The following is a 24,099-nucleotide window of genomic DNA, read 5'->3' as shown; positions in this document are numbered from 1 at the left end:
GGGTCAGGCCCAGTCGTACGTGCGCTCGACCGCCTTGTTCCAGGCCGAGTAGAGACTTTCGCGCTGTTCCGCGGCCATGGTGGGTTTCCAGGTCTTGTCGGCCGCCCAGTTCCGCCGGATGTCGTCTTCGCCGCTCCAGTATCCGACGGCGAGTCCGGCGGCATAGGCCGCGCCGAGCGCGGTGGTCTCCGGCACGATCGGACGCACGACCGGAACCGCGAGCATGTCGGATTGGAACTGCATGAGCAGCTCGTTCGCGACCATCCCGCCATCGACCTTGAGGGTGCTCAGGTCCACCTGGGAGTCGGCGCGCATCGCTTCGAGCACCTCCCGCGTCTGGAAGGCCGTGGACTCGAGAGCGGCCCGCGCCAGGTGCCTCTTGTCGACGAAACGAGTGAGACCGGCGATCACCCCGCGTGCGTCAGGACGCCATCGAGGGGCGAACAGACCCGAGAACGCAGGCACGATGTAGGCACCGCCGTTGTCGGGAACAGACGCCGCGAGCGTCTCGATCTCCGCGGCAGAGTCGATGATGCCGAGATTGTCACGTAGCCACTGCACCAGCGATCCGGTCACCGCGATCGAACCCTCCAGGGCGTAGACGGCGTCCGCATCGCCGATGCGGTAGCACACGGTGGTGAGCAGGCCGTGCTTGCTGTGCACCGGCGTCGTCCCGGTGTTCAGGAGAAGGAAATTTCCTGTGCCGTAGGTGTTCTTCGCTTCCCCAGGAGACAGACACGCTTGGCCGAAGGTCGCGGCCTGCTGGTCGCCGAGGATTCCGGCCACGGGCACCCCCGCGAGCGGGCCACGCTCGCGTGCATGTCCGTACACCTCGGAGGAACTGCGAATCTCCGGCAGCACGGACATCGGGATACCGAAGTCCTCACAGATCTGCGGATCCCACTGCAGGGTCTCGAGATCCATCAGCATCGTGCGCGAGGCGTTGGTCACGTCCGTGACGTGGACGCCCGGCGGGTTTCCGTCCTGTCCGCGGCCGCCGGTGAGGTGCCACAGGATCCAGGTATCGACCGTGCCGAAAGCGAGGTGGCCCGCCTCGGCGTTCTCCCGCGCTCCGTCGACATTGTCGAGGATCCACCGGACCTTCGGCCCGGAGAAGTAGGTGGACAGCGGCAGCCCCGTCGTGGCCCGATACCGGTCGGGGCCGGCGTCTCCCGCCAGTTGCTCCACCAGTCGGTCGGTCCGGGTGTCCTGCCACACGATCGCGTTGTACACCGGCTTTCCGGTGGCGCGATCCCACACGACAGTGGTCTCACGTTGGTTGGTGATCCCGATCGCCGCGATGTCCTTCCTGCGCAGATCCGCCTTTGCGAGTGCTGCAGCACCCACCTCGCGAGTGTTGAGCCACAGTTCCTCGGGATCATGCTCGACCCAGCCCGCCTGCGGGAAGATCTGCCGGTGTTCCTTCTGCGCAACCGACACGACACGCCCGTCGTGGTCGAAGATGATGCATCGGCTGGACGTGGTGCCCTGGTCGATCGCGGCGATGTACTGGTTCACGGGAATCCTCGAGGTGTCGAAACGGTGTTCACTGGCACAGCACTGTGCGGTCGAACCTACTAGCGTTGTGCAGGACATGTCGGCGACTGAGGGAGCGGTGCGGTGACCAACCAATCAGGTGTACAGATTCTCGGTCCGCAGCAGCGCGAGGAAGCATGGCGACGCCTCGGCGGCGACCAGTTCGACGTCGTGGTGATCGGTGGTGGGGTTGTCGGGGCGGGGGCCGCACTCGACGCCGCGACCCGCGGCCTGCGCGTGGCACTCGTCGAGGCCCGGGACTTCGCGTCGGGCACGTCGAGTCGGTCGTCGAAGATGTTTCACGGGGGTCTGCGATACCTCGAGCAACTGGAGTTCGGCCTGGTACGTGAGGCGTTGCGCGAACGCGAACTGTCGCTGTCGACACTCGCGCCGCACCTGGTCAAGCCGCTGAAGTTCCTGTTCCCGCTCACTCACCGCGGATGGGAGCGGCCGTACATGGCGGCCGGCATCTTCCTGTACGACCGGATGGGCGGAGCGAAATCCGTGCCCGCGCAGAAACACCTGACGCGCGCAGGCGCGCTGAGAATGGCGCCGGGACTCAAACGCAACTCCCTCGTCGGCGGGATCCGCTACTACGACACGGTCGTCGACGATGCCCGCCACACCATGACGGTCGCGCGGACGGCGGCCCAGTACGGCGCGGTCGTGCGAACCTCGACCCAGGTCGTCGGGTTCCTGCGCGAAGCCGACCGGGTGTCGGGTGTGCGGGTGCGTGACAGTGAGGACGGCTCCGTCACCGAAGTGCGCGCCCACGTGGTCATCAACGCGACCGGCGTGTGGACCGACGAAATCCAGGCGTTGTCGCGCCAACGTGGCCGGTTCCGGGTGCGCGCGTCGAAGGGCGTGCACATCGTGGTCCCGCGCGACCGAATCGTGAGCGACTCGGCGATCATCCTGCGGACCGAGAAGTCGGTGTTGTTCGTCATCCCGTGGGGAAACCACTGGATCATCGGCACCACCGACACCGACTGGAACCTCGATCTGGCACACCCCGCCGCGACGAAGGCCGACATCGACTACATCCTCGACCACGTCAACAGCGTCCTTGTCGTCCCGATCACCCACGACGACATCGACGGGGTCTACGCAGGCCTGCGCCCGTTGCTTGCGGGGGAGAGCGACGAGACGTCGAAACTGTCGCGCGAACATGCGGTCGCGCGAGTCTCGCCCGGGCTGGTGGCGATCGCCGGCGGCAAGTACACGACCTACCGTGTGATGGCCGAGGACGCGGTGGATCTGGCGGCCGAGGACATTCCGTCGCGCATCGCGCCGTCGATCACGGAGAAGGTGCCGCTCCTGGGTGCGGACGGGTACTTCGCCCTGGTCAATCAGACGATGCACCTCGCCGAGCAGCACAGGCTCCACCCGTACCGGGTCAAGCACCTTCTCGACCGGTACGGATCACTGATCGACGACGTACTCGCGTGCGCGGACGGCCGGCCCGAACTGCTCGAGCCGATCACCGACGCTCCGCTGTACCTCCAGGTGGAGGCCGTCTACGCGGCAGCCGCAGAGGGAGCGCTGCATCTCGAGGACATCCTCGCCCGCCGTACCCGGATCTCGATCGAGTATTCGCACCGGGGCATGCACTGCGCGGAACAGGTCGCGCATCTGGTGGCGCCGATCCTCGGCTGGGACGAGGCAGCGGTGGACCGGGAGGTCGAGACGTATCGGGCCCGGGTCGAGGCGGAGATCGAGTCGCAGAGCCGGCTGGACGACGAATCCGCTGATGCGTTGCGCGTCGCGGCTCCGGAGGCGCGCGCGGAGATCCTCGAACCGGTGCCTGTGAAGTGAGACGCGGTGCCTGTGATGATCAGTGGGTGAACAGCACCTTGACCACCACGACCATTGCACCGACCAGGGTCAGCGCAGCCGCGGTCATCAGCAGTCGAGTGCTGGGACGCTCACCGTTGAGCCGTCCGATCACGAACGCGATGCCGCCGATCCGCACAAGCACCGCGAGTTCCGCAAGCAGCTGAGCGGTACGCGGCTCGATCCAGCCGAGCCACCCGATCGCGAGGACGACGCACGGGACGACCGCCGAGGTGAGGATGGGCACTGAGTCTCGTACTTCCGCCCGCCGCTCGGCGGTGGTGAGGCGGCTTCTCTGTCGGACGCTGTGTCCCACCGATTCCGCGAAGGCGTGTGCCACGAACGTCGACAGGGCGGTGCCGAGGACGATCGCGATTCCGACGTAGTTCGGCCCCGGGACGATCGGGATGAGCACCGCCAGCACCAGCACGTTGCCGTAGACGTACGCGCTGATGCGGCTGGCGGCATTGTTGCGGTCGAGTGGCGTAGCTCGGGAGAACAACGGCCCGTGGAGTAGTGCGTTGGCGTCGAGTCCCATACCGACCAGCGTGGCAGGTGCCGGCGAAAATCTCAGCGTTGTGACAATCTCAGTGTTGTTCGGAAAGGTCCGGGCTGTAGTGCATGGGGGAGTCGCGGCGGTCTATCGGTGGCAGGTTCCGGGCGGGGGTGTGCACGAGCGGGGTATTCGCGGTGATGCGGCCGGATGCGCGATCCCACCCGGCGCGGGCGCGCGGGTGGTAGCGGTACCGCCAGGGCACCAGCCGGTTGCCGAGCCCGATGGCCCGGCCGATCAGTCGGTGGAGTTTCTCCTCGCGGGGGCTCCAGCTGTATCCGAGGAGGTCGCGCACGGGCTGGTCGTACAGGCCCACGGTGAGCCAGATGAATCCGCGGGTGACCGGTGGGCGCACGATCTTCCACACCGATTCGGGGAACCAGCGCATGAACGGCGGCCGGTCGAGGTTCGACAGGTCGAGAACGTCGCGTGTGGCCTTGTTGTCTTCGAGGACGTTGCGGCACATGTCGTCCCAGTACTCGACGAACGACTCCCACGATCCGGGGACGGACTTCATCGACATGCCGTAGAGCCGATACCACTGGACGTGTTCGTCGAACAGTCGGTGCTTCTGCTCGAGGGCGAGCGGTCCCTCGAACCATTCGATGGAGATCACGAGACTGTAGAAGAACGTGGCGTGCGCCCAGTAGAAGGTGCCGGGGTCGAGCGCGTGGTACTTGCGGCCCAACTTGTCGACGCCCTTGATCGTGTTGTGGTAACCGCGAACCTGTTTGGCCGTCTCAGGTGCGCGTTCGCCGTCGAAGACGACCCCGTAGATCGGGTACAGCGACCGGTAGAGCCGTTCGAATCGCTCGTCGAAGAACTGCGAGTGATCCTCGACGCCGGCGCCGAGTCCGGGGTGCATGTTCTGCATCGACCCGGCCCACGGGCCGAACAGCATCCCGCGCCATCCGCCGAAGTACTTCCAGGTCAGTGAATCGGGCCCGAGAGGAAGGGGATCGTTCTCGGTTGTGGTGGACTCGGCGTCCTGCGGAGATCTCTGACTACGCATGTTGTCAGAGTAGGATCCGGTAGACACGTAGTCAACGACAGGAATTGCACACGGTGGACACCACGCGCCGAAGCTGGGCGGGAATCGGCCTCGACGAACGCCGGCGTGTCCGCAGGGTACGTCTCCTCGACGCGGGGATCTCCCTCATCGGCGCTCCCGACGGATCCGTCGCGAATGTGCGCGCGGTGTGCCGGGCTGCCGAACTCACCGAACGTTACTTCTACGAGAGCTTCACCGACCGCGACGCATTCGTCCGAGAGGTGTACGGACTCGTGGGCGAACGTGCCCGCGATGCACTCGTCGCAGCAGTGACCTCGGCGGAGCACACCCGCCGGGCAGAAGCGGCGGTCCGGGCCTTTGTGGCCCTGATGGTCGACGAACCGGCGATGGGTCGCGTGCTTCTGCTCGCGCCGTTGCGCGAACCCGCGATCAGCGGGAGAGGCGTCGAACTGGCGCCGGTGTTCGTCTCGCTCGTCAGCGCCCAACTCACCGAGATCGGCGACGACGCCGTCCGTCACATGGTGGCCGTGGGGCTCGTCGGAGCCCTGACCAGTTTGTTCATGGGATATCTCGACGGGGCGATCACCGTCCCGCGGGAGACGTTCGTGCACCACTGCGTTGCACTTCTCGAGCGGGCCGCGCACGACGCTCAGCGCGACGGCTGACACCCGGGACAGCGGTAGACCACACGTTCGGCATCGGATGCACCGGCGAGGGTTCCCGATTCGATAGGTAGTCCGCACCGCAGACACGGTTTGCCGCGGCGTCCGTACACCCACAGCTGACGACCTCGTCGCGGATCGCCGGTCGTCACCCTCTGGGGCCTGTTCCGGTTGGTGTGCAATACGCGGTGTGCGAGTTCGGCCCACGCGGCCGGGTCGCCGGCCTCTCGTACGGGTGTTGCGGGATCGACTCCGCGTAGGAAACACAGTTCACTGCGGTAGACGTTGCCTACGCCGGCCATGATGCGTTGGTCGAGTAGCGCAAGCCCGATCGGACGTGCAGGCTCACGCATGAGATTCGCGGCCGCAACCGCCGGATCCCAGTCCGGCCCGAGGAGGTCCGGACCGAGGTGCCCGACCGCGTCTGTTTCCTTCTCGTGAGGGAGTACCTCGACGAAACCGAGGTCGAACCCCACCGCCTGTACCCGTTCGGTGCCGAGCACTGCACGGGCCTGGAAACCCGGCTTGCGCCAGCGGGTTCCGCGCTCGTACACGTGCCATTGCCCGTCCATCATCAGATGCGAGTGAAAGGTGTGTTGTGGCAGGCGAACCAGAATGTGCTTGCCGCGCGAGGCGACTTCCTCCACCGTCTCACCGGTGAGATCGGTCGTTGCGAACCGCGGGACTCGGAAATCGCTCTCGGTCAGGATATTTCCCGCGAGTACCGCGTGCAGCCGTGCGGCCGTCTGGAATGCCGTGTCGCCCTCGGGCATGTCAGGACCTCAACCGATACCCGCGTGGTGTCGCGGAGAACCCGGCCTCGCCGAGCAGTTCCGCGAGGACATGACCGTGGATCGAGGCGCCGTCGATCTTCTCGACGACGATCTTGTCGACGCCACCGTTCTTGACGGTGTGGGCGAGCGACGCGAACGCGGTGCGTAGTCGTCCGGGATCGTCGGTGAAGGTGAGCAGGGTCCGCCCACCGCGCTCGACGAACATCACGAGACTGCCGTCGACCAGCACCACAAGGCCACCCGCTTTCCGTCCCGGCCGATGCTTCGACGTGTTTGCGGTCTCCGCCGTGGCTTTCGGCCAGGGGAGTGCGGCACCGTACGGGTTGGCGGGATCGCACGCGGCGAGCGTCACCGCCTCGGTGCGGGTGTGGCGACCTTCGAGGGAATCGGAGAACGAGCGCAGCCGATCCACCACGTCGGGAGTCGAGAACTGAGCTCCGCCGAGCGAATCGACGAAATACCCCCGCCGGCACCGACCTGTCTCCTCGAATCGGCTGAGCACCTTGTACATGAGCGCGAAACCACCCGGAACGGATTCGCTCGTCACGGCACCTCGGGTCACCACCCCGTACCGCTCGAGGAACAGCTCGGCGGTGGTGTGTGCCCGCACCGTCGGATCGGTGTCGCGCTCGGGCAGCAGCGACCAGCGGCCGGCCACCGTGGGCGGCCCCGACCGCGACGGAACGACCGGACGCGCCCGGTACATGCGGGCGCGGGGAGCCCTCCGCGGCGTGCGGTGCGCCGGCGTGGCGCGCGACGTGTCGCCGATGAGGGCGCGCAACGGTGCGAGCGTGTCGCCGGCGATGTGCCCACTCCACACCAGATCCCACATCGCTGCAGCCAGAGCCGTGTCGGTGGCGTCCGGTTCGAGCGCTTTCACCGCATCTCCGAGCTGCCTGAAGAAGTATGCGCCGCCACCTGAGAGGGACTCGAGAATCGCCCGGTGGAGACCGGTCATCTCGATGTCCTCGGCAGGTGCGAGCGTGGCGGGAGCGAGGTCGGCGGGATGCAGCGCGATCCAGCCGTCTTTCCCTGAGATCGAGCCGGCACCGGACCAGACGATCTCGCCGTTCGACGTCAACTCGTCGAGCATGGCGGGTGAGTAGTCGCGCACGCGCGGCGCGAGGATCAGCGGTTCGAGGGCGCTCGCGGGGACGGGTACACCCGCGATCTGCTCGGCGACGGCCGCGACACCGTCGAGACCGTAGAGTGCGCTCGCGCCCGGTCCCCGCCCGAGGTGATGCCAGTCGGGCAGGAACCGGCCGAGGGTCGCGGTGCTCACCGGCTCGACCTCGTGGCGTGCCGCGGCCAGGGAGCGTCGACGCAGACGGCGCAGGACCTCGCTGTCGCACCACTCGGGTCCGGTGGCGCCGGGACGGAACTCACCCGAGGTGACGCGCCTCTCGTCGGTCAACCGCTGCAGAACGGATTCGACGACGGCAGTGCCGAGACCGAAGCGGGCCCCCACCGCCTCCGAAGTGAACGGCCCGTGCGTCCGGGCGTGACGGGCGACGAGATCGCCGAGCGGATCCGCGACCGGTTCGACGAACGCCGTGGGCACTCCGATAGGCAAGGGCACACCGAGAGCATCACGCAGACGTGATGCGTCTTCGATTGCAGCCCACCATTTCTCGCCCGCGTAGGACACCTGCAGCACGCGTCGCTGCGCCGACAGGTCGGCGAGCCACGGACCCGGATCGTCGGTGCTGCGCTCCCGCAGTTCGGAGTCGGTCAGCGGCCCCAGCAGACGCAGCAGATCCGCGACCCCCTCCGCATCCCGAGCGCGCCGCTCCGACACCAGGCGCTGCAATTCGAGCTCGGCTTGATCGATCACGTCGGCGTCGAGGAGTTCGCGCAGCTCGACCCGGCCGAGCAACTCGGCGAGCAACGTCGAATCCAGGGAGAGCGCCGCCGCACGCCGCTCGGCGAGCGGGCTGTCGCCCTCGTAGAGGAACGCGCCGACGTAGTCGAACAGCAGCGAGGTCGCGAATGGCGACGCCGTGGGGGTCTCGACCTCGACGAGCCGGATCTGCCGCCGCGCCAGACGGCCGAGAAGCTCACGCAGCGCGGGGAGGTCGTAGACGTCCTGCAGGCATTCGCGCACCGTCTCGAGCAGGATCGGGAAACTCGGGTACCGGCGGGCCACATCGAGCAGTTGCGCGGAACGCTGCCGCTGCTGCCACAGCGGTGCTCGCTTGCCGGGGTTGCGCCGCGGCAGCAGCAACGCGCGCGCCGAACATTCACGGAACCGGGACGCGAACAGGGACGAGCCACCCACCTGCTCGGTAACCAGATCTTCGATCTCGTCGTGGTCGAAGACGAAGATGTCGGCGCCCGGTGGGTCGTCCTCGGTGTCGGGCAGCCGGACGATGATGCCGTCGTCGGACGGCGACGGATGAGCTTCGATGCCGAAGCGGTCGAGCAGGCGCGCCCCGACCGCGAGTGCCCATGGTGCGTGGACGCGCAGACCGAACGGGGAATGCAGGACGAGACGCCAGTCGCCGAGTTCGTCGCGGAAACGCTCGACGACGAGGGTGCGGTCGGTGGGGAGTTGGCCGGTGGCTGTGCGTTGCTCGCCGAGGAGGCCGATCAGATTCGCGGTCGCGTAGTCGTCGAGCCCACCGGCCCGGCATCGCGCGCCGGCGTCGTCGGGCGCCGCGTGGCCGAGCTCGCGGATGAACGCACCGAGCGCCGCGCCGAGCTCGGCAGGGCGGCCTTGGTTGTCTCCGTGCCAGAACGGTAACCGCCCGGCGCGGCCGAACGCGGGGGACACGAGCACCCGATCGAACGTGATCTCTTCGATTCGCCAGCTCGTCGCGCCGAGCGCGAACACATCGCCGACCCGCGATTCGTAGACCATCTCCTCGTCGAGTTCCCCGACACGGGTGTTCTTCTCGCCCACCATGTACACGGTGAACAGGCCACGGTCGGGGATGGTTCCGCCTGAGGTGACGGCGAGGCGTTGCGCTCCGGGCCGGCCGGTCAGCGTGCCGTCGGTGCGGTCCCACACGACACGGGGGCGCAGTTCGGCGAACTCGTCCGACGGATAGCGGCCCGAGAGCAGATCGAGCACCGATTCGAAGACACCCCGCGACAGGGACGCGAACGACCCGCTCCGCCGGACGGTGTCGAACCAGTCGTCGACACCGATGGGTTCGAGTGCGGCTGCCGCCACCGTCTGCTGCGCGAGGACATCGAGAGGGTTTGCCGGGGCCCGCAGGGCCTCGATGTGTCCGGCGACCATCCGCTCGACGGTGACGGCGCAATGGATGAGGTCGGTGCGGTGCTTGGGAAACAGCACTCCGCGCGAGGTCTCACCGACCTGGTGCCCGGCACGGCCGACTCGCTGCAGCCCGCTCGCCACCGACGGTGGTGCCTCGACCTGGATGACGAGGTCGACCGCGCCCATGTCGATACCGAGTTCGAGGCTCGAGGTCGCCACGACGCAGCGCAGCCGGCCCGACTTCAGGTCGTCTTCGATGAGAGCTCGTTGGTCTTTGCTCACCGAACCGTGGTGGGCACGGGCGAGGACGGGTTCGGCGCCGTAGGTCACCTCGGTGGACGCACCCAGGAGCGCGGGTGGTGCGGCCTCGCGGTCGACGGAGCTGCCGGTGCGTTCGGCGTAGATCTCGTTGAGCCGGCCCGTCAACCGCTCGGACAGTCGCCGCGAATTCGCGAACACGATCGTCGAACGGTGAGCGGTGACGAGATCGACGATCTGTTCCTCGACGTGCGGCCAGATGGATCCGGCCTGCGGAGTCGGTGACTCCGAAGCGCCTCCGACGCCCGTTAAACTCCCCGTCGCTTCGCTCGCCCCTGACACGCCCAGCTCCGTCATGTCCTCGACGGGAACCTGGACGGTCAGGTCCCAGGTCTTGACTGCAGGTGGGGCCACGATCCGGATGGGTGCGCCGCCGACGAGGAAGCGCCCCACCTCTTCGCGTGGGCGCACGGTTGCGGACAGCCCGATTCGCTGCGCGGGCTTCGGCAACAGCAGGTCGAGACGCTCGAGGGACAGTGCCAGATGCGCGCCGCGTTTGGTTCCGGCGACAGCGTGCACTTCGTCGACGATCACCGATTCGACGCCGGCGAGGCTCTCGCGGGTGGCCGAGGTGAGCATGAGGAACAGCGACTCGGGGGTAGTGATGAGGATGTCGGGGGGAGTGCGGGCAAGCTTGCGGCGGTCGGCCTGCGAGGTGTCGCCCGAGCGGACACCCACGGTGATCTCGGGTGGCGTCAATCCGAGCCGTTTCGCGGTCTGCGTGATGCCGACGAGCGGCGACCGGAGGTTGCGTTCGACGTCGACCCCGAGCGCCTTCAGGGGAGAGATGTAGAGCACCCGGGTGCGGTGTTCGCGCGGGGCATCGGTTGTCTCGGGGCGTGCAGCGAGCCTGTCCAGTGACCACAGGAACGCAGACAGTGTCTTACCCGAACCTGTGGGTGCGACGACGAGAGTATGCGCACCCGACGAGATCGCATCCCAGGCGCCGAGCTGGGCGGGTGTGGGTGCGTCGAAAGCGCCGTCGAACCACTCCCGGGTGGGAGCGGAGAAACGGGCGAGGACGTCGGTCACCACTCCATGGTGCACCCGACGTCCGACAGGTTCGCGAACTACGCGGCGCCTCTACTCCAGAGCGAACATGGCGAGCTGCGGGCAGTGCGCATCGGCCCAGTAGTTCCTGCCGTTCTGCATCAACCGGCGGACGAGTTCGTGCGCTGCGGGTCGCCATGGGAGCGCATCGAATTGCTCGCGACTCGCCGGCGTCTCACTCCACCCGATCGACACCTGCTCGCCGCTACGGTGGACGCTCAGTGCCGAGGAGCTTGCGGTGATCCGGTCGATATCGGCGCCGCACGACTGCTCGAGGACGCGTGTGTCGACAGTCACGAAGCCGCCCACCCGCCTGTCCTCGCGGATGCTGGTGTCGACGTACAAGCACGCAATTTCCTGGTCACCGGCATGGACACTGATCATGCGATGGCCCTCGTCCGATGCACCGACGGAGGGCAGACACACGACGGACCAGTACTCGCGTTCGCTGATGCGTGCATTGTCGATCGTCGAGCGGACGTAGTCGCGCAACCAGGCGGTGACGAAGTCGAACTCGGGGTAGAGCTCGAGCTCCCGATACCGGGTATCGCGCAGCGGAAGATCGGTACCGGACTCTGGCGTACGCATGTTCACGCCCCGATTATGGCGTGTTCTCTGCCACGGCGGCACCGAGGTGCGGATAGGGCTGGTCGCGGGGTCGGTCGGTTGGCTCTTCGTCACAGGACAGCCCCTGGGTTGAGGATCGAACGGGGATCGAGGGCGTTCTTGATCAGGCGGGTCAACGCCATGACGTCGGGGCCCACCTGAGCGGGTAGCCAGGGTTTCTTGAGCCTGCCCACACCGTGCTCCCCGGTGATGGTGCCACCGAGGTCGATCGCGAGGTCCATGATCTGACCGAAGGCAGCGTGTGCTCGCTCAGTCATCTTCTCGTCCGCGGGGTCGTAGACGATCAGCGGGTGGGTGTTTCCGTCTCCGGCATGCGCGATCACCGCAACCGTCACCGCGTTGAGGTCGGCGATCTCCGCAACTCCCGCGACGAGTGCGGGGAGCATCGGCAACGGCACTCCGACATCCTCGAGGAGGAGGCTCCCGAGGCGTTCGACCGCGGGAATTGCCATCCGCCGCGCCGCTGTGAACGCCTCGCCTTCGTCGGGGTCGGACGTGTCGAACACGTCGTGGGCCCCGGCATCCCGGCATGCGCGGACCATCACCTCGATCTCGTGTGCCGCGGCCGCACCCGGGGCGTCGGACCGTGCGATCAGCATGGCCTCGGCACCGCGGTCCAGGTCCATCCGCAGTGCGTCCTCGACCGCGTTGATCGTGGTGCGGTCCATGAACTCGAGCATTGCGGGACGGAGGGTCGCGGTGATCGCGATGACGGCATCGGCCGCGCACTCCACCGACCCGAAGGTCGCGACCATGGTCGACGCAGGTGGCTGCGGCGGGAGCAGGCGAAGCGTCACTTCGGTGATGACTCCGAGGGTTCCCTCGCTGCCCACGAACAGTTTCGTCAGCGACAGGCCCGCGACGTCCTTGAGCCGGGGGCCTCCGAGTCGTACCGCGGTGCCGTCGGCGAGGACCACCTCGAGCCCGAGCACGTAGTCGGAGGTCACCCCGTACTTGACGCAGCACAGCCCGCCCGCATTGGTTGCGGCGTTGCCGCCGATGGAACAGATCTCGAACGACGACGGATCCGGCGGGTACCACAGGCCGTGGTCGGCTGCGGCCGCCTTGACCTCGGCATTGAGCAGACCAGGTTGTGCGACGGCGGTGCGTGTGGCGGGGTCGATCGTGATGTCGCGCATCTTCTCGGTGCTGAGCACGAGTCCGCCGGCCAGACCGCCCGAGCCGCCGGACAGGCTCGTTCCGGCCCCGCGGGGCACCACCGGGACACGGTTCTCGTGCGCCCATCGCAGCGTGGCCTGCACGTCCGCGGTGGAGGTCGCGCGCACGACAGCGAGTGGCACGGCCGCATCCGGGTCGAACGCGCGATCGTGCCGGTAGCCGGCGAGGATGTCGGGATCGGTGACGAGAACCCCGGCCGGGAGTTGCCCGGCCAGGGTGCTCGGATCCACGCTGGACGACGTCACGACACTGCCGGAGCGTACCGGGCTCGCAGCTTGTGCTTGACGAGCTTGCCGGTGGGGGTGCGGGGCAGATCATCGGAGAAGTCGATGCTGCGCGGAGCCTTGAACTTCGACACCTTGGACCGGACGTACTCGAGCAATTCCTGCTCGACCTCGGGCCCGGGCTCGACGCCCTCGGCGAGCTGCACGACGGCTTTGACTTCCTCGCCCAACTCGTAGTTCGGCACACCGATGACTGCGACGTCGAACACCTTCGGGTGCAGTGTGAGGACGTTCTCGGATTCCTGCGGGTAGATGTTCACCCCACCCGAGATGATCATGAACGCCGCGCGATCGGTGAGATACAGAAACCGGTCAGCGTCCAGATATCCGATGTCGCCGCTCGTCGTCCACGTCGGGTGGTCGGGATGTGTTGCCTTCTCGGTCTTCTCCGGATCGTTGTGGTACTCGAACGGACGCTCGTCGCGTTCCCACCACACGGTCCCGATCGACCCGGTGGGCAGCTCCTGACCGTCCTCCCCACAGATGCGGACATGTCCCATCACGCCGTCATGTCCGACCGAACCCGGACGAGCAATGGCCTGCTCGGAGTTGATGAAGGTCGCACCGGAGCCTTCGGTGGAGGCGTAGTACTCGTTGATCACCGGTCCCCACCACTCGATCATCGCTCGCTTGATCTCGGGCGGGCACGGGGCTGCTGCGTGGATTGCGACCTTCATAGTGGACACGTCGTACTTCGTGCGGGTTTCCTCGGGAAGTTTGAGCATGCGGACGAACATCGTCGGAACCCACTGGCTGGCGGTGACCTCGTACCGGTCGATCAGCGCGAGTGCCTCTTCGGCATCGAACCGGTCCATGAGGACCACGGTCCCGCCTACCGACTGGATGGTGCCGCAGAACCGCAGTGGCGCAGCGTGGTACAGCGGGGCGGGGCACAGGTACACCGTGTCCGAGTCGAAACCGTACATCGGGGCGAACACCGCCGTGTAGGGGTCGGGGATGTCCTGGACCTGTCCGTCGGGCAACTTCGGCTTGATGCCCTTGGGGCGGCCGGTGGTACCGGACGAGTACAGCATGTCCTGGCCGCGCGGCTGATCCTCGAGAGGTGCGGTGTCGAAGCGCTCGACGGCCTGTGCGTAGTCCTCGAACCCGGTCAGCTCGCCCCCGTACACGAGGCGGTGTTCCACGTTGGGATACGCGTCGGTGGACATGTCCACCGCGCCGGCGGCATGTGCGGAGACGATCAGGGCCTTTGCTCCGCAGTCGTCGACCACGTAGGCGGCCTCGTGCGCGGTGAGGTGCCAGTTGACGACGGTGATGTACAGGCCCGAGCGCAGTGCCGCCCAATACACCTCCATCACGCGCAGGTCGTTGTCGGAGATGAGCGCGATGTGATCACCAGGTTTCAGTCCGAGTTCCCGGAGGTACTTCGCGAGCCGGATCGAGTTCTCGTCGAGTTGCCGGTAGGTGAGTGACTCGCCGGTGGCAGGGCGCACGATGGCGGGCTTGTCCGGTGTGGTGGCGACGAAGTTACCTGGGTACATGCACCATGGTCTACCACAGGTTGTGGCGTGCGCCACAGTGCCTGTTCCGGTGTCGCGTTCGGGTGCCGCTACTCAGGGTGTTCTCACCCGAACTCGACCCCCTGTGCGAGCGGAAGTTCGTCCGAGTAGTTGACCGTGTTGGTGGCGCGGCGCATGTAGGCCTTCCACGAGTCGGAGCCTGACTCACGGCCGCCACCGGTCTGTTTCTCACCGCCGAACGCACCACCGATCTCGGCACCCGACGTGCCGATGTTGACGTTGGTGATCCCACAGTCCGAGCGCGCCAGGAACCGCTCTGCCTCGCGCTGATCGGTGGTGAAGATCGACGACGACAACCCTTGGGGAACACCGTTGTGCAGCGCGATCGCTTCGTCGAATTCGTCGTAGGGGAGCACGTAGAGGATCGGTGCGAAGGTCTCCTCGCGCACCACCTCGGTCTGGGCGGGCATGCGTACGAGGGCGGGGGAGACGTATACGCCGCCGCCCGGCACCCCCACCTGTTGCCCACCCGCCACGAGGATGCCGCCGTCGAGTTCGGCGCGGTCGAGAGCCGAGCGCATTGCGTCGTAGGCGCGCGGCGAGATCAGCGGTCCCACGAGGACGCCGTCGTCGAACGGGTTTCCCACCCGGAGCCCGGCATACACGGACGCGAGGCGCGCGACGAGATCGTCTGCAACGGAACGATGCACGATCAACCTGCGCATCGTCGTGCAGCGTTGCCCGGCAGTACCGGCCGCGGCGAACACGACTCCCCGTACGGTCAGCTCCAGATCCGCCGACGGGGTGACGATTGCGGCGTTGTTGCCACCGAGTTCGAGCAGGCAGCGACCGAACCGTGCGGCGACTCGGGGCGCCACGATCCGTCCCATCGGGACCGAACCGGTTGCGCTGACCAACGCCACCCGGGGATCGTCGACGAGTGCTTCGCCTGCCGAGGCGTCGCCGATCAGGACATGGTGCAGATCGGCGGGGGCATCGACGTCCGCGGCGGCGCGGCGAAGAAGCGCGTCACACGCGAGCGCGGTCAGTGGAGTGGTCTCGGAGGGCTTCCACACCACCGGGTCGCCGCACACCAGCGCAATCGCGGTGTTCCACGACCACACCGCCACCGGGAAGTTGAACGCGGATATCACTCCGACCACACCGAGGGGATGCCACGTCTCCATCAGACGGTGACCGGGCCGCTCGGACGGCATCGTGCGCCCGTAGAGCTGCCGCGAGAGGCCCACAGCGAAGTCGCACACGTCGATCATCTCCTGGACTTCGCCGAGCGCCTCCGACGGAATTTTTCCGGCCTCGAGCGTGACGAGCTCGGCGAGATCGTGTTTGTGCTCGACGAGCAGGTCCCCGAACCGGCGGACGAGTCGTCCCCGTACGGGTGCGGGGACGTCGCGCCACCGCTCGAATACCTGTGCTGCCGAACCGATCGCGTCGTCGATCTGTGCGGCGGTGTGTGGTTCCAGGCATGCGAGCTCGGTGCCGTCGATGGGTGTGGTGACCACCAGCGCGCCACCGCCGTCGGGCAGAGTGGCGCCACACTTCTGCGCTGCGGTGCGTGCACGATTGCTGAAACTGTCCGTTGCATTCATCGGTGTGGTCCTTTGTCGCTCGGTTAACCTGCGCTGGTGTCGGAATCTTCGAAAGACTCGCTGGACGAGATCGATAGGTTGCTGTTGCGGGAACTGGTCGCGGACGGCCGCGCAACGTTGTCGGTGCTTGCGGAGAAGGCCGGGCTGTCGATTTCCGCGGTGCAGTCGCGGGTGCGCAGACTGGAGTCTCGGAACGTGATTCGCGGATACACCGCGAAAGTCGCCCCGGAGGCGCTCGGTCTCATGCTGTCGGCGTTCGTCGCTATCACCCCTCTCGACCCGTCCCAGCCCGACGATGCGCCCGCACGTCTGCGCCACATCGAGGCAATCGAATCGTGTCACTCGGTGGCGGGCGACGAAAGCTATATCCTGCTTGTGCGTGTTGCGACGCCGCGGGAACTCGAGTATCTCCTCCAGGAGATCCGTGCCACTGCGAATGTTGCCACTCGCAGCACCGTTGTGCTGCAGACATTTTACGAAAAGTAACCGGATCGACTCCTGGTTCTTCAATCGAAATCGAGGATCAGCCGTAAAAAGTCGCGTACCCTCGCGAATATGAGCACTGCATTCCGTGATCGGGACGGTGCCGAAGTCGTGGCACCCGGCCGGGTACACGCCGTCCTCAGGTCGCACATGCTGACCGACGGGTTTCCCCTTGTCCTCGACCTCGAAGGTTCGAGGGGAGTGAGGCTCGTCGACCGACGCGACCGCACCTGCTATCTGGACATGTTCGGATTCTTCGCGTCGTCTGCGCTCGGGATGAACCACCCCGACCTGGCAGATGATCCCGCGCTCCGCGACGAACTCGCTGCGGTGGCCGCCAACAAGCCCAGCAACTCCGACATCTACACCGTGGCGATGGCCCGGTTCGTCGACGCGTTCGCACGGATACTCGGTGACCCTGCACTGCCGCACCTGTTCTTCATCGACGGCGGTGCCCTCGCCGTCGAGAACGCGCTCAAGGCCGCATTCGACTGGAAGAGCAGGCTGAACGAATCGCGCGGTCGCGATCCCGCGCTCGGGACCAAGGTGCTGCACCTGACGGAAGCGTTCCACGGGCGCACCGGATACACGATGTCACTGACCAACACCGATCCTGTCAAAACCGATCGCTTCCCGAAATTCGACTGGCCGCGCATCGAGGCTCCGTACCTGTGTGATGGGCGTGCCGTCGACGAGGCCGAAGCGCGCGCGCTCGCGCAGGCACGTGCTGCGTTCGCTGACAATCCCCACGACATCGCATGCTTCATCGCCGAACCCATTCAGGGTGAGGGCGGCGATCACCACTTCCGACCGGAGTTCTTCCAAGCGATCGCGGCGCTCTGTCGCGAGCACGATGCACTGCTGGTCGTCGACGAGGTACAAACCGGGGTCGGCATGACGGGCACCATGTGGGCGTATCAACAGCTCGGGATCGAGCCCGACATCGTTGCGTTCGGCAAGAAGACGCAGGTGTGCGGGATCATGGCAGGGGGTCGACTCGACGAGGTCCCCGACAACGTCTTTGCGGTGTCGTCACGGCTGAACTCCACCTGGGGTGGCAATCTCACCGACATGGTGCGCGCCCGTCGGATCTTCGAAGTGATCGAGCGCGATGGACTGGTCGATCACGCGCGAACGACCGGCGCGCATCTGTTGGCGGCGCTGCAGCAGCTCGCGATTCGGCACCCGGTCGTCACCGAACCGCGGGGTCGCGGACTGATGTGCGCGATCACGTTGCCGTCCCAAGAGTTTCGCGACGAGATACTCGCTCACCTCTACCGCAACGAACAGGTCCTCATGATCGGTTCCGGGCAGCGCGGAATCCGTTTCCGGCCGCCGCTCACCGTCACCCTCGACGAACTCGACGAGGCGATCGCGGCGCTCGACAGGGTTCTCGCCGCTGTGGTCTGAGATCGCGCGTGGATCCGGACGATGTGCTGGCGTTGACCGGGAGAGCGTATGGAGAGCACTCTTGGTGCCATGAGCATCAAGGTCGAACTCGACGCACTCGACGCCGCGCTCGGCGACTTCGGGTACGCCTACCTGCTGACGACCGGGACCGACGCCAAGCCGCACGCGGTTGCGGTGACTCCGGCCCTCGTCGATGGTGTGTTCCGCATCGGCGAGCCGGGCCGCCGGACGGGTGCCAACGCGCAGGTGCACCCGATCGTCTCACTTGTGTACCCACCGGCGACACCGGGCGGATACTCGTTGATCGTCGACGGGGAGGCGGAACTGGCTGGATCGGAGCTGCGCGTCCGGCCGACTTCGGGAGTGCTGCACCGGCCCGCCACTGCCGAGCATCCCGCGACGAATCCCGGATGTGAGGCCGACTGCAGGCCACTGGCGAATTAGAAGCAGGCGGAATTAGAAGCAACGGCAGCCACCGTCGCCAGGACACACGAGTGCCCTGGTGACGGTGGCTGTGTTCTCTCGGTTCTCTTTGCGTGTGGGTCAGACGACGAAATCCGGTCTGTTCCCCGGTATCGGTGTCCGAAACAGGTCCACGCTCGCGGGCGGAATGAACTGCGGCCGACGGTATTCGGTCATCTCGACTTCCCACTCGGTGTGATGCATCAACCGGTGATGATGTCCGCACAACATCACGAGGTTGTCGAGGTCGGTGTCACCACCGTCGACCCAGTGGTGAATGTGGTGCGCATCCGCCCACGCCGGTGGTGTCGAACACCCGGGGAAGGCGCATCCGCCGTCGCGGACAGTCAACGCTCGGCGTTGCGCGGCGGACGCGGTGCGGCGGGTCCGGCCGTGCGCCAACGGCACGCCGTGTTCGTCGAGCAGGATCCGGGTGACGTGACAGTCGCAGGCGAGCATCCGGGCGGTGTCGATCGACAGCGGTCCGGCCCAGGGTTCGGTCGCGTATCCCTGTTCTGGGGAGTTTGCGAAGAGTTCTTTGATTGCGTTGTTCTTCGTCAGATCCGTGATGGAGGCGGTGATCGTCACGTGTGGTTTCACGCCGCCTTCGACGGGGACGAGTCCGGCGGCTTCGACGTACTGGAGGAGTTGATCGAAGGCGTCGGCGTTGCGTTTGGAGGCCGGCCGGTCATCCTTGGCGCCACCTACCTCGGGCCTCGGTGCCGCCAGCGGGGAGAGCAGATGCCGTAGTCGCGCGCCGGTGACGGCGTCGACGTCGCCTTTGATGACCACGCGGCCGTGCAGGGTGGTGGAGACGAACAGTTCGTTGCGCGTGGTGTCTTCGCCGGGTGGTGGTCCGTCGCCGGTGCTGTAGAGGTGTTCGAGTCGGCGGATCAGAGCGCGCACGGTGGCTTTGGTGGCGACCTTCTCGCTGGCGTGGTCGATGAGGATGGTGCGGGCTTTGTCGAAGTCGCAGGGGTTCATGGTGCGGGGGTAGTGCTGGCAGAAGTAGGCGATCTGGCGGGCTTTGTCTGCATCGAGCAGCCCTGCTGAATATGCTGTGCGTACTTCCGGTTCCAGCCGCAGCAAACGAGCCAGTGATTCGATGCGGTGGCATTCGCCGAGTTCGAGGTGGGTTGCGGCGGCGAGCCAGTGTGCGGGGCTGCGGTAGCCGTGGTCTGTGACGGTGTCGCGTTCGAACATCGCGATCATCAGATCCATCCGGTGCACCTGGGCGGTGTGGATTTCGGCGGAGACGGCGAGTGTCTCGGCCATGAGTTGTGTGTCGTCGAGTTTCCAGAGTTCCCCACCCATGATCAGATTATATAGAACATATGATCGATATACAAGGTTAAAATCGAACAAATGATCGAATAGTTAAGTGAATTATGGGATCGTAAGCTGCTCGAACGGATCATGTTGCGTAACTTGTGTGGCATGACCGATGCCGTGGACAATGCAGCCGATGTCGCGCCGACCTTTGCCGTTCCGTCGCTCGTCAACCTTCGAGACATCGGTGGCCGAACCACCTCGTTCGGTGGCGTCATCCGCACCGGTGTGGTCTTTCGCTCGACGGCGCTGGCCGACATCACCGACACCGATATCGATGTGCTCACCTCGCTTCAGATTTCAGCCGTGTACGACCTTCGGACGGCAGCGGAACGCGAGCGGCGTCCGGATCGGCTCCCGGTGGGGGCGAAGCTCGTCGGTCTCGATGTGCTCGCGGATCGCCCGACGGGCTCGGTCGCGGGATCTCTCGGTGACGTGGTTGCCGACCCGGTTGCCGCTGCGGCTCACCTGGGAGACGGGCGTGCTGAGCAGCATCTGCTCGCCACCTACCGAGAGCTCATCACGTTGCCGAGTGCAGTGGCCTCGTACCGAGAGCTGTACACAGGTATCGCTCACGGTGATGTTCCGGCGCTCATTCACTGCACCGCAGGCAAGGACCGGACTGGTTGGGCCGCCGCGGCGTTGCTCATGTTTGCCGGCGCGACCGAGCAGCATGTCTTCGACGACTACATGTTGACGAACGAGATGCTGCTACCGAAGTTCGAGGAGATGTTCACCCGGTTCGAAGCTGCCGGCGGAGACCGTGCTCTGTTCCTCCCGCTGCTCGGGGTTCAGCGCACCTACCTCGAGAGTGCATTCGACGAAGCGCTGCGTCGTTACGGCACGATAGACGAGTACTTCGCAGCCGGACTCGGGCTCGACGACGACAGCCTGCAGGCATTGCGCACCCGGATGATCGACACCGAGGACCGGACTGTCAGAGAGTGACGCGCGTCTCGCAAGCGGCCGCAGAATGTCCTCGCCGGCGGTAACTTGGTGCGTATGACCGATGCGGTGGGCAATGGCCCCGGTATGGCGGCTTTCGCAGTTCCTTCGCTCGCCAATCTTCGGGATATCGGGGGCCGGGCCAGTTCGTTCGGTGGTGTCGTTCGCACCGGAGTGGTATTCAGATCCACCGACCTGAGTGGCGTCACCGGCACCGATCTGGACTTACTCGCCGAGCTGAAGATCACCACCGTGTTCGATCTGAGGACAGCGGACGAACGCGATCAGGCCCCGGACCGGCTGCCACCCGGAGCGAAGGGTATCGACCTCGATGTACTGGCGGACAAGGATGCGGGGTCGATTGCTGCTGCCATGGGCGACCTGGTGGCCGATCCAGTCCGGGCAGCGCTCGGATTCGCTGGTGGAAAGGGGGAGCAGTACCTCCTCGAGACGTATCGCGATCTCGTCACGCTGCCGAGTGCACAACGTTCGTACCGGAGGATGTACCTGGATATCGCGCTGGGTGACGTACCCGCGCTCATCCACTGCACCACCGGAAAAGACCGGACCGGTTGGGCTGCCGCGGCGCTGCTCATGTTCGCGGGTGCGACAGAAGAAGTTGTCTTCGACGACTACATGTTGACGAACGAGTTGCTGCTTCCGGAGTTCGAGGAGATGTTCGTTCATTTCGAGAAGCTCGGCGGCGATCGCTCGCTGCTCGTCCCGCTGCTCGGGGTCGAGCGCAAATACCTCGAAGCGGCCATCGACGAGGCGTTGCGTCGTTACGGCACGATCGACGAGTACTTCGCGTCGGGTCTCGGCCTCGACGACGACAGCCTGCAGGCATTACGTACCCGGATGGTCGACACCGAGAACGCCCGAACTGTCGAATAGGGCCGGTGGCCTACTTCGTCCGACCGGCACGAACTCGCCGACCGACGGCGGCGGCGATCGCCAGGCCGATCGCAACACCCACGAGATCGGCGCACCAATCCCATACCGAACCGGACCGTCGCACCGCGATCGTGGCCTGCAGGACTTCGGTGACGATGCCGTAGACCGCGAGCCACGCCACGGTGACGATCGGCGAGAGGCGTGCGTATCGAGAGCAGTACGCGAGCACAGCGAACATCAATGCGTGCGTGATCTTGTCGGTATGGGGAGGTCCGCTGGGGACCGTACCGCCGGGCGTCAGCAGCATGATGGTGATCGTGATTGTCGCGAGCATCAACGGCACAACGCGGTACCAGGCGCCGAGACGCGAGAAAGAACGCCGACGCCGGAACGAATCAGGCACAGGTCAGTTCTTCTTCTCGGGCTTGTCGTCCACATCGTCCTCGTCGTCACTTCTGCCCGCATACAGGACGATCGACACGGCCGGAACGAGAAGGAACCAGAGCCACGTGTCGAACGCGAAGAACAGCACGAGGGCCAGAAGCGGCGTCAGGCCCATCACGATTTCTCGCCAATGCCCGAGCGTGCCCGACGCGGTGTCCTTCTCCTGCACCGCGTCCGGCGCGTTTGCCGCTACGGCGGGAAGGTCGGTGAACAGGATTTCGAGTTCTCCCCGCGTGGTCGCAGCCGTGGCCTGCGCACTGCGTTCCTCGAACTCGGACAGGTTGAGGCGTCCGTGGCTGAAATGCTCGCCCAGCAGATTCAGCGCTTGGGCCCGCTCGGTGTCGCCGATCCGGATTTCGGGGGAGTCCATGATCAGAGCCTAGATCACAACTTCCGCACTCCATGTTCGCTGCCGTGACGAATTCCTCCCGTTGGACGGGAAGCCGTGCCCGCATCGGATTCGCACCGAAGATGATCCGTGTCACACCCATTCGCGGTGGAGTTTCGAACCGGTAGCGAAAAGAGGGTCCAGGTGAGTGGCGAAGCGTTCGACGAAGTATTCGACGTTGTTGTGGTGGGGTCCGGCGCCGCGGGTTCGGCCGCGGCGCTCGAGGCGCAACAGGGTGGAGCCGATGTTCTCGTGGTCGAGAAATGCGACCAGGGCAGTGCAGGGGGGAACACGCGCGTGTCCGGCGGAGGGTGGTGGGTCAATCGAGACCCGGAGCGTGCGCGGATCTTCCTTCGCGCCCTCAGCGGGTCCTTCCCCGTCGCAGATGATGTCGTGGACACCTGGGCGACCGAGACGGCCGAGATCTCGACGTGGTTGAAGGAACTCGGCGCCGACGTCGCGATGAGCGGCGACTACCACACCGACCCCGAGTACCTGTCCGTTGAGGGCAGCGACTCGTATGCAGGCATGGACACCATCGAAGGACGCATGGGCAACGGTCTGCTGCACGCCTTTCTGATCTCGGCGCTGCTCGAACGCGGCATCGAGATCCGATTCGGCACACCGGCCACGCGACTGATCGTCGAGAGCGGCGGTGTCGTGGGCGTCGAGGTGGGCGGCGTGAGCGGTTCGCGACGTATCGGTGCGCGTGGCGGCGTCGTTCTCGCGACCGGCGGTTTCCAGGCCGACACGTCGATGGTGCGTGACTATCTACGAATCGAGGATCACGTGCTGTGGGGGTCGCCTGCTTCGACCGGCGACGGCCACCGTATGGCGCAGGCGGTGGGCGCCGATCTATGGCACATGGGAAACATGATGAGCATCACCGGAGTTCGCGATACCGAAGGCGTCGGTCATTACCTCGCACTGTGGAACGCGCACAACTATCTCTGGGTGGGGGACGACGGTCGGCGCTTCGTGGACGAGACCGCGCCTCCGTGCCACGGGCACACACTCCGCGGAGGATCGCACGAGCTCTTCCCGCTTCGGCCGTTCCACCTGATCTTCGACGAGCAGATGCGCGCGGCCGGTCCGTTGAGTCCGGCACCCGACGTCCTGCCGGTGGGATGGAACCTCCTCATGAACGGCTCGCGCTGGAGCGCCGACAACAGCGACGAGGTCGAGAAAGGCTCGATCACGAGTGCCGAGTCGATCAAGGTGCTGGCCGAGAAGATCGGGCTGGACGCGTCCACACTCGAGCGCACCGTCGAGTGCTACAACACCTCGTGTGCGGAAGGGCGCGACGACCACTTCGCCCGCGATCCGGGCACACTCGGACCGGTCGTGCAGGGCCCGTTCTACGCGCTGAAGGTCACTCCGCTGCTGGGTTGGACCAATGGCGGACCGCGACGGGACGGACGCGCGCGTGTTCTCGACACCCGGGGTGACGTCATCGAGGGGCTCTACGCTGCGGGCGAGATCAGTTCCACCTACAGCTGGCGCAAAGACGGCGGATTCCACATCGGTGACGCCCTCGCGTTCGGCCGCGTAGCGGGACGAGACGCCGGGACGAGGGCCTGAC

Annotated in this window: 20 protein-coding genes; 8 read left to right on the top strand and 12 right to left on the bottom strand. The window is 66.1% G+C overall.

What is annotated here, in order from left to right:
- Positions 1-3: 3 nt before the first annotated feature.
- Entirely contained in the window at positions 4-1,518 is a 1,515-nt protein-coding gene (gene glpK, locus EV641_RS04960) for a glycerol kinase GlpK (protein WP_132470996.1), read from the bottom strand.
- 102 nt (positions 1,519-1,620) lie between these two features.
- On the opposite strand from glpK, the gene glpD reads away from it, so the two are divergent.
- The gene (gene glpD / locus EV641_RS04955; protein ID WP_132470995.1) at positions 1,621-3,351 is read left to right on the top strand and encodes a glycerol-3-phosphate dehydrogenase; all 1,731 of its coding nucleotides are present in this window, start codon (positions 1,621-1,623) and stop codon (positions 3,349-3,351) included.
- Positions 3,352-3,370: 19 nt separating this feature from the next.
- Here the strand turns inward: glpD and EV641_RS04950 are convergent, their stop codons facing one another.
- Together EV641_RS04950 and EV641_RS04945 are read right to left on the bottom strand one after the other, a co-directional pair.
- Positions 3,371-3,907: a hypothetical protein gene (locus EV641_RS04950; RefSeq protein ID WP_132470994.1), complete on the bottom strand. Its 537-nt coding sequence runs from the start codon at positions 3,905-3,907 to the stop codon at positions 3,371-3,373.
- A gap of 49 nt (positions 3,908-3,956) precedes the next feature.
- Positions 3,957-4,934: an oxygenase MpaB family protein gene (locus EV641_RS04945; protein ID WP_132470993.1), complete on the bottom strand. Its 978-nt coding sequence runs from the start codon at positions 4,932-4,934 to the stop codon at positions 3,957-3,959.
- An 83-nt stretch (positions 4,935-5,017) separates the two neighbouring features.
- Between EV641_RS04945 and EV641_RS04940 the strand changes: the two genes are divergently transcribed.
- Positions 5,018-5,599, top strand: coding sequence for a TetR/AcrR family transcriptional regulator (locus EV641_RS04940; protein ID WP_132471108.1), 582 nt, complete (start codon positions 5,018-5,020; stop codon positions 5,597-5,599).
- Here the strand turns inward: EV641_RS04940 and EV641_RS04935 are convergent.
- The 6 genes from EV641_RS04935 to EV641_RS04910 form a co-directional block, all read right to left on the bottom strand.
- On the bottom strand, positions 5,584-6,369 hold the full coding sequence (locus tag EV641_RS04935) for a DNA-formamidopyrimidine glycosylase family protein (RefSeq protein ID WP_132470992.1): 786 nt from the start codon (positions 6,367-6,369) through the stop codon (positions 5,584-5,586). The two genes, EV641_RS04940 and EV641_RS04935, sit on opposite strands and share 16 nt — an antisense overlap.
- A gap of 1 nt (position 6,370) precedes the next feature.
- Entirely contained in the window at positions 6,371-10,963 is a 4,593-nt protein-coding gene (locus EV641_RS04930) for an ATP-dependent helicase (RefSeq protein ID WP_199233139.1), read from the bottom strand.
- 51 nt (positions 10,964-11,014) lie between these two features.
- Complete coding sequence (locus EV641_RS04925) at positions 11,015-11,569, bottom strand: hypothetical protein (protein ID WP_241996867.1); 555 nt, start codon at positions 11,567-11,569, stop codon at positions 11,015-11,017.
- Positions 11,570-11,658: 89 nt separating this feature from the next.
- Positions 11,659-13,032 carry an FAD-linked oxidase C-terminal domain-containing protein gene (locus tag EV641_RS04920; protein ID WP_241996836.1) on the bottom strand — a complete coding sequence of 458 codons (1,374 nt, stop codon included), beginning with the start codon at positions 13,030-13,032 and terminating at the stop codon, positions 11,659-11,661.
- A complete protein-coding gene (locus EV641_RS04915; RefSeq protein WP_132470989.1) occupies positions 13,029-14,573 on the bottom strand; it encodes an AMP-binding protein in 1,545 nt (514 codons plus the stop codon). The genes EV641_RS04920 and EV641_RS04915 overlap by 4 nt, the downstream gene beginning before the upstream one ends.
- A gap of 83 nt (positions 14,574-14,656) precedes the next feature.
- Positions 14,657-16,162: an aldehyde dehydrogenase family protein gene (locus EV641_RS04910; protein ID WP_054717702.1), complete on the bottom strand. Its 1,506-nt coding sequence runs from the start codon at positions 16,160-16,162 to the stop codon at positions 14,657-14,659.
- 36 nt (positions 16,163-16,198) lie between these two features.
- Between EV641_RS04910 and EV641_RS04905 the strand changes: the two genes are divergently transcribed.
- From EV641_RS04905 to EV641_RS04895, 3 genes are all read left to right on the top strand, one after another.
- Positions 16,199-16,648: an Lrp/AsnC family transcriptional regulator gene (locus EV641_RS04905; RefSeq protein ID WP_132470988.1), complete on the top strand. Its 450-nt coding sequence runs from the start codon at positions 16,199-16,201 to the stop codon at positions 16,646-16,648.
- A gap of 69 nt (positions 16,649-16,717) precedes the next feature.
- On the top strand, positions 16,718-18,055 hold the full coding sequence (gene lat, locus EV641_RS04900) for an L-lysine 6-transaminase (protein ID WP_132470987.1): 1,338 nt from the start codon (positions 16,718-16,720) through the stop codon (positions 18,053-18,055).
- Between the two features lie 69 nt (positions 18,056-18,124).
- Positions 18,125-18,499: a pyridoxamine 5'-phosphate oxidase family protein gene (locus EV641_RS04895; RefSeq protein ID WP_132470986.1), complete on the top strand. Its 375-nt coding sequence runs from the start codon at positions 18,125-18,127 to the stop codon at positions 18,497-18,499.
- A 99-nt stretch (positions 18,500-18,598) separates the two neighbouring features.
- Here EV641_RS04895 and EV641_RS04890 read toward each other — a convergent pair whose 3' ends face one another.
- Positions 18,599-19,831: an HNH endonuclease signature motif containing protein gene (locus EV641_RS04890; protein ID WP_132470985.1), complete on the bottom strand. Its 1,233-nt coding sequence runs from the start codon at positions 19,829-19,831 to the stop codon at positions 18,599-18,601.
- Between the two features lie 123 nt (positions 19,832-19,954).
- Here EV641_RS04890 and EV641_RS04885 point away from each other — a divergent pair, with 123 nt between their 5' ends.
- Entirely contained in the window at positions 19,955-20,794 is an 840-nt protein-coding gene (locus EV641_RS04885; RefSeq protein ID WP_132470984.1) for a tyrosine-protein phosphatase, read from the top strand.
- Positions 20,795-20,848: 54 nt separating this feature from the next.
- Complete coding sequence (locus EV641_RS04880; protein WP_132470983.1) at positions 20,849-21,685, top strand: tyrosine-protein phosphatase; 837 nt, start codon at positions 20,849-20,851, stop codon at positions 21,683-21,685.
- Positions 21,686-21,695: 10 nt separating this feature from the next.
- Here EV641_RS04880 and EV641_RS04875 read toward each other — a convergent pair whose 3' ends face one another.
- Together EV641_RS04875 and EV641_RS04870 are read right to left on the bottom strand one after the other, a co-directional pair.
- Positions 21,696-22,019, bottom strand: coding sequence for a VanZ family protein (locus EV641_RS04875; protein ID WP_054714187.1), 324 nt, complete (start codon positions 22,017-22,019; stop codon positions 21,696-21,698).
- A 72-nt stretch (positions 22,020-22,091) separates the two neighbouring features.
- On the bottom strand, positions 22,092-22,502 hold the full coding sequence (locus EV641_RS04870; protein ID WP_132470982.1) for a DUF1707 domain-containing protein: 411 nt from the start codon (positions 22,500-22,502) through the stop codon (positions 22,092-22,094).
- A 159-nt stretch (positions 22,503-22,661) separates the two neighbouring features.
- On the opposite strand from EV641_RS04870, the gene EV641_RS04865 reads away from it, so the two are divergent.
- Entirely contained in the window at positions 22,662-24,098 is a 1,437-nt protein-coding gene (locus tag EV641_RS04865) for an FAD-dependent oxidoreductase (protein WP_132470981.1), read from the top strand.
- Position 24,099 lies beyond the last annotated feature (1 nt).

The organism is Rhodococcus sp. SMB37, from assembly GCF_004345605.1.
Lineage (GTDB): Bacteria > Actinomycetota > Actinomycetes > Mycobacteriales > Mycobacteriaceae > Rhodococcus.
The sequence above is the reverse complement of the archived record's forward strand: the minus strand, read 5'-3'. Positions and strand labels throughout refer to the sequence as shown.

Excerpts from the sequence above, each read along its gene's own strand:
- EV641_RS04950 (WP_132470994.1), bottom strand. The coding sequence starts at position 3,907 with ATGGGACTCGACGCCAACGCACTACTCCACGGGCCGTTGTTCTCCCGA.
- EV641_RS04945 (WP_132470993.1), bottom strand. The coding sequence starts at position 4,934 with ATGCGTAGTCAGAGATCTCCGCAGGACGCCGAGTCCACCACAACCGAG.
- EV641_RS04935 (WP_132470992.1), bottom strand. The coding sequence starts at position 6,369 with ATGCCCGAGGGCGACACGGCATTCCAGACGGCCGCACGGCTGCACGCG.
- EV641_RS04925 (WP_241996867.1), bottom strand. The coding sequence starts at position 11,569 with ATGCGTACGCCAGAGTCCGGTACCGATCTTCCGCTGCGCGATACCCGG.
- EV641_RS04915 (WP_132470989.1), bottom strand. The coding sequence starts at position 14,573 with ATGTACCCAGGTAACTTCGTCGCCACCACACCGGACAAGCCCGCCATC.
- EV641_RS04910 (WP_054717702.1), bottom strand. The coding sequence starts at position 16,162 with ATGAATGCAACGGACAGTTTCAGCAATCGTGCACGCACCGCAGCGCAG.
- lat (WP_132470987.1), top strand. The coding sequence starts at position 16,718 with ATGAGCACTGCATTCCGTGATCGGGACGGTGCCGAAGTCGTGGCACCC.
- EV641_RS04895 (WP_132470986.1), top strand. The coding sequence starts at position 18,125 with ATGAGCATCAAGGTCGAACTCGACGCACTCGACGCCGCGCTCGGCGAC.
- EV641_RS04890 (WP_132470985.1), bottom strand. The coding sequence starts at position 19,831 with ATGGGTGGGGAACTCTGGAAACTCGACGACACACAACTCATGGCCGAG.
- EV641_RS04885 (WP_132470984.1), top strand. The coding sequence starts at position 19,955 with ATGACCGATGCCGTGGACAATGCAGCCGATGTCGCGCCGACCTTTGCC.
- EV641_RS04880 (WP_132470983.1), top strand. The coding sequence starts at position 20,849 with ATGACCGATGCGGTGGGCAATGGCCCCGGTATGGCGGCTTTCGCAGTT.
- EV641_RS04875 (WP_054714187.1), bottom strand. The coding sequence starts at position 22,019 with ATGCTCGCGACAATCACGATCACCATCATGCTGCTGACGCCCGGCGGT.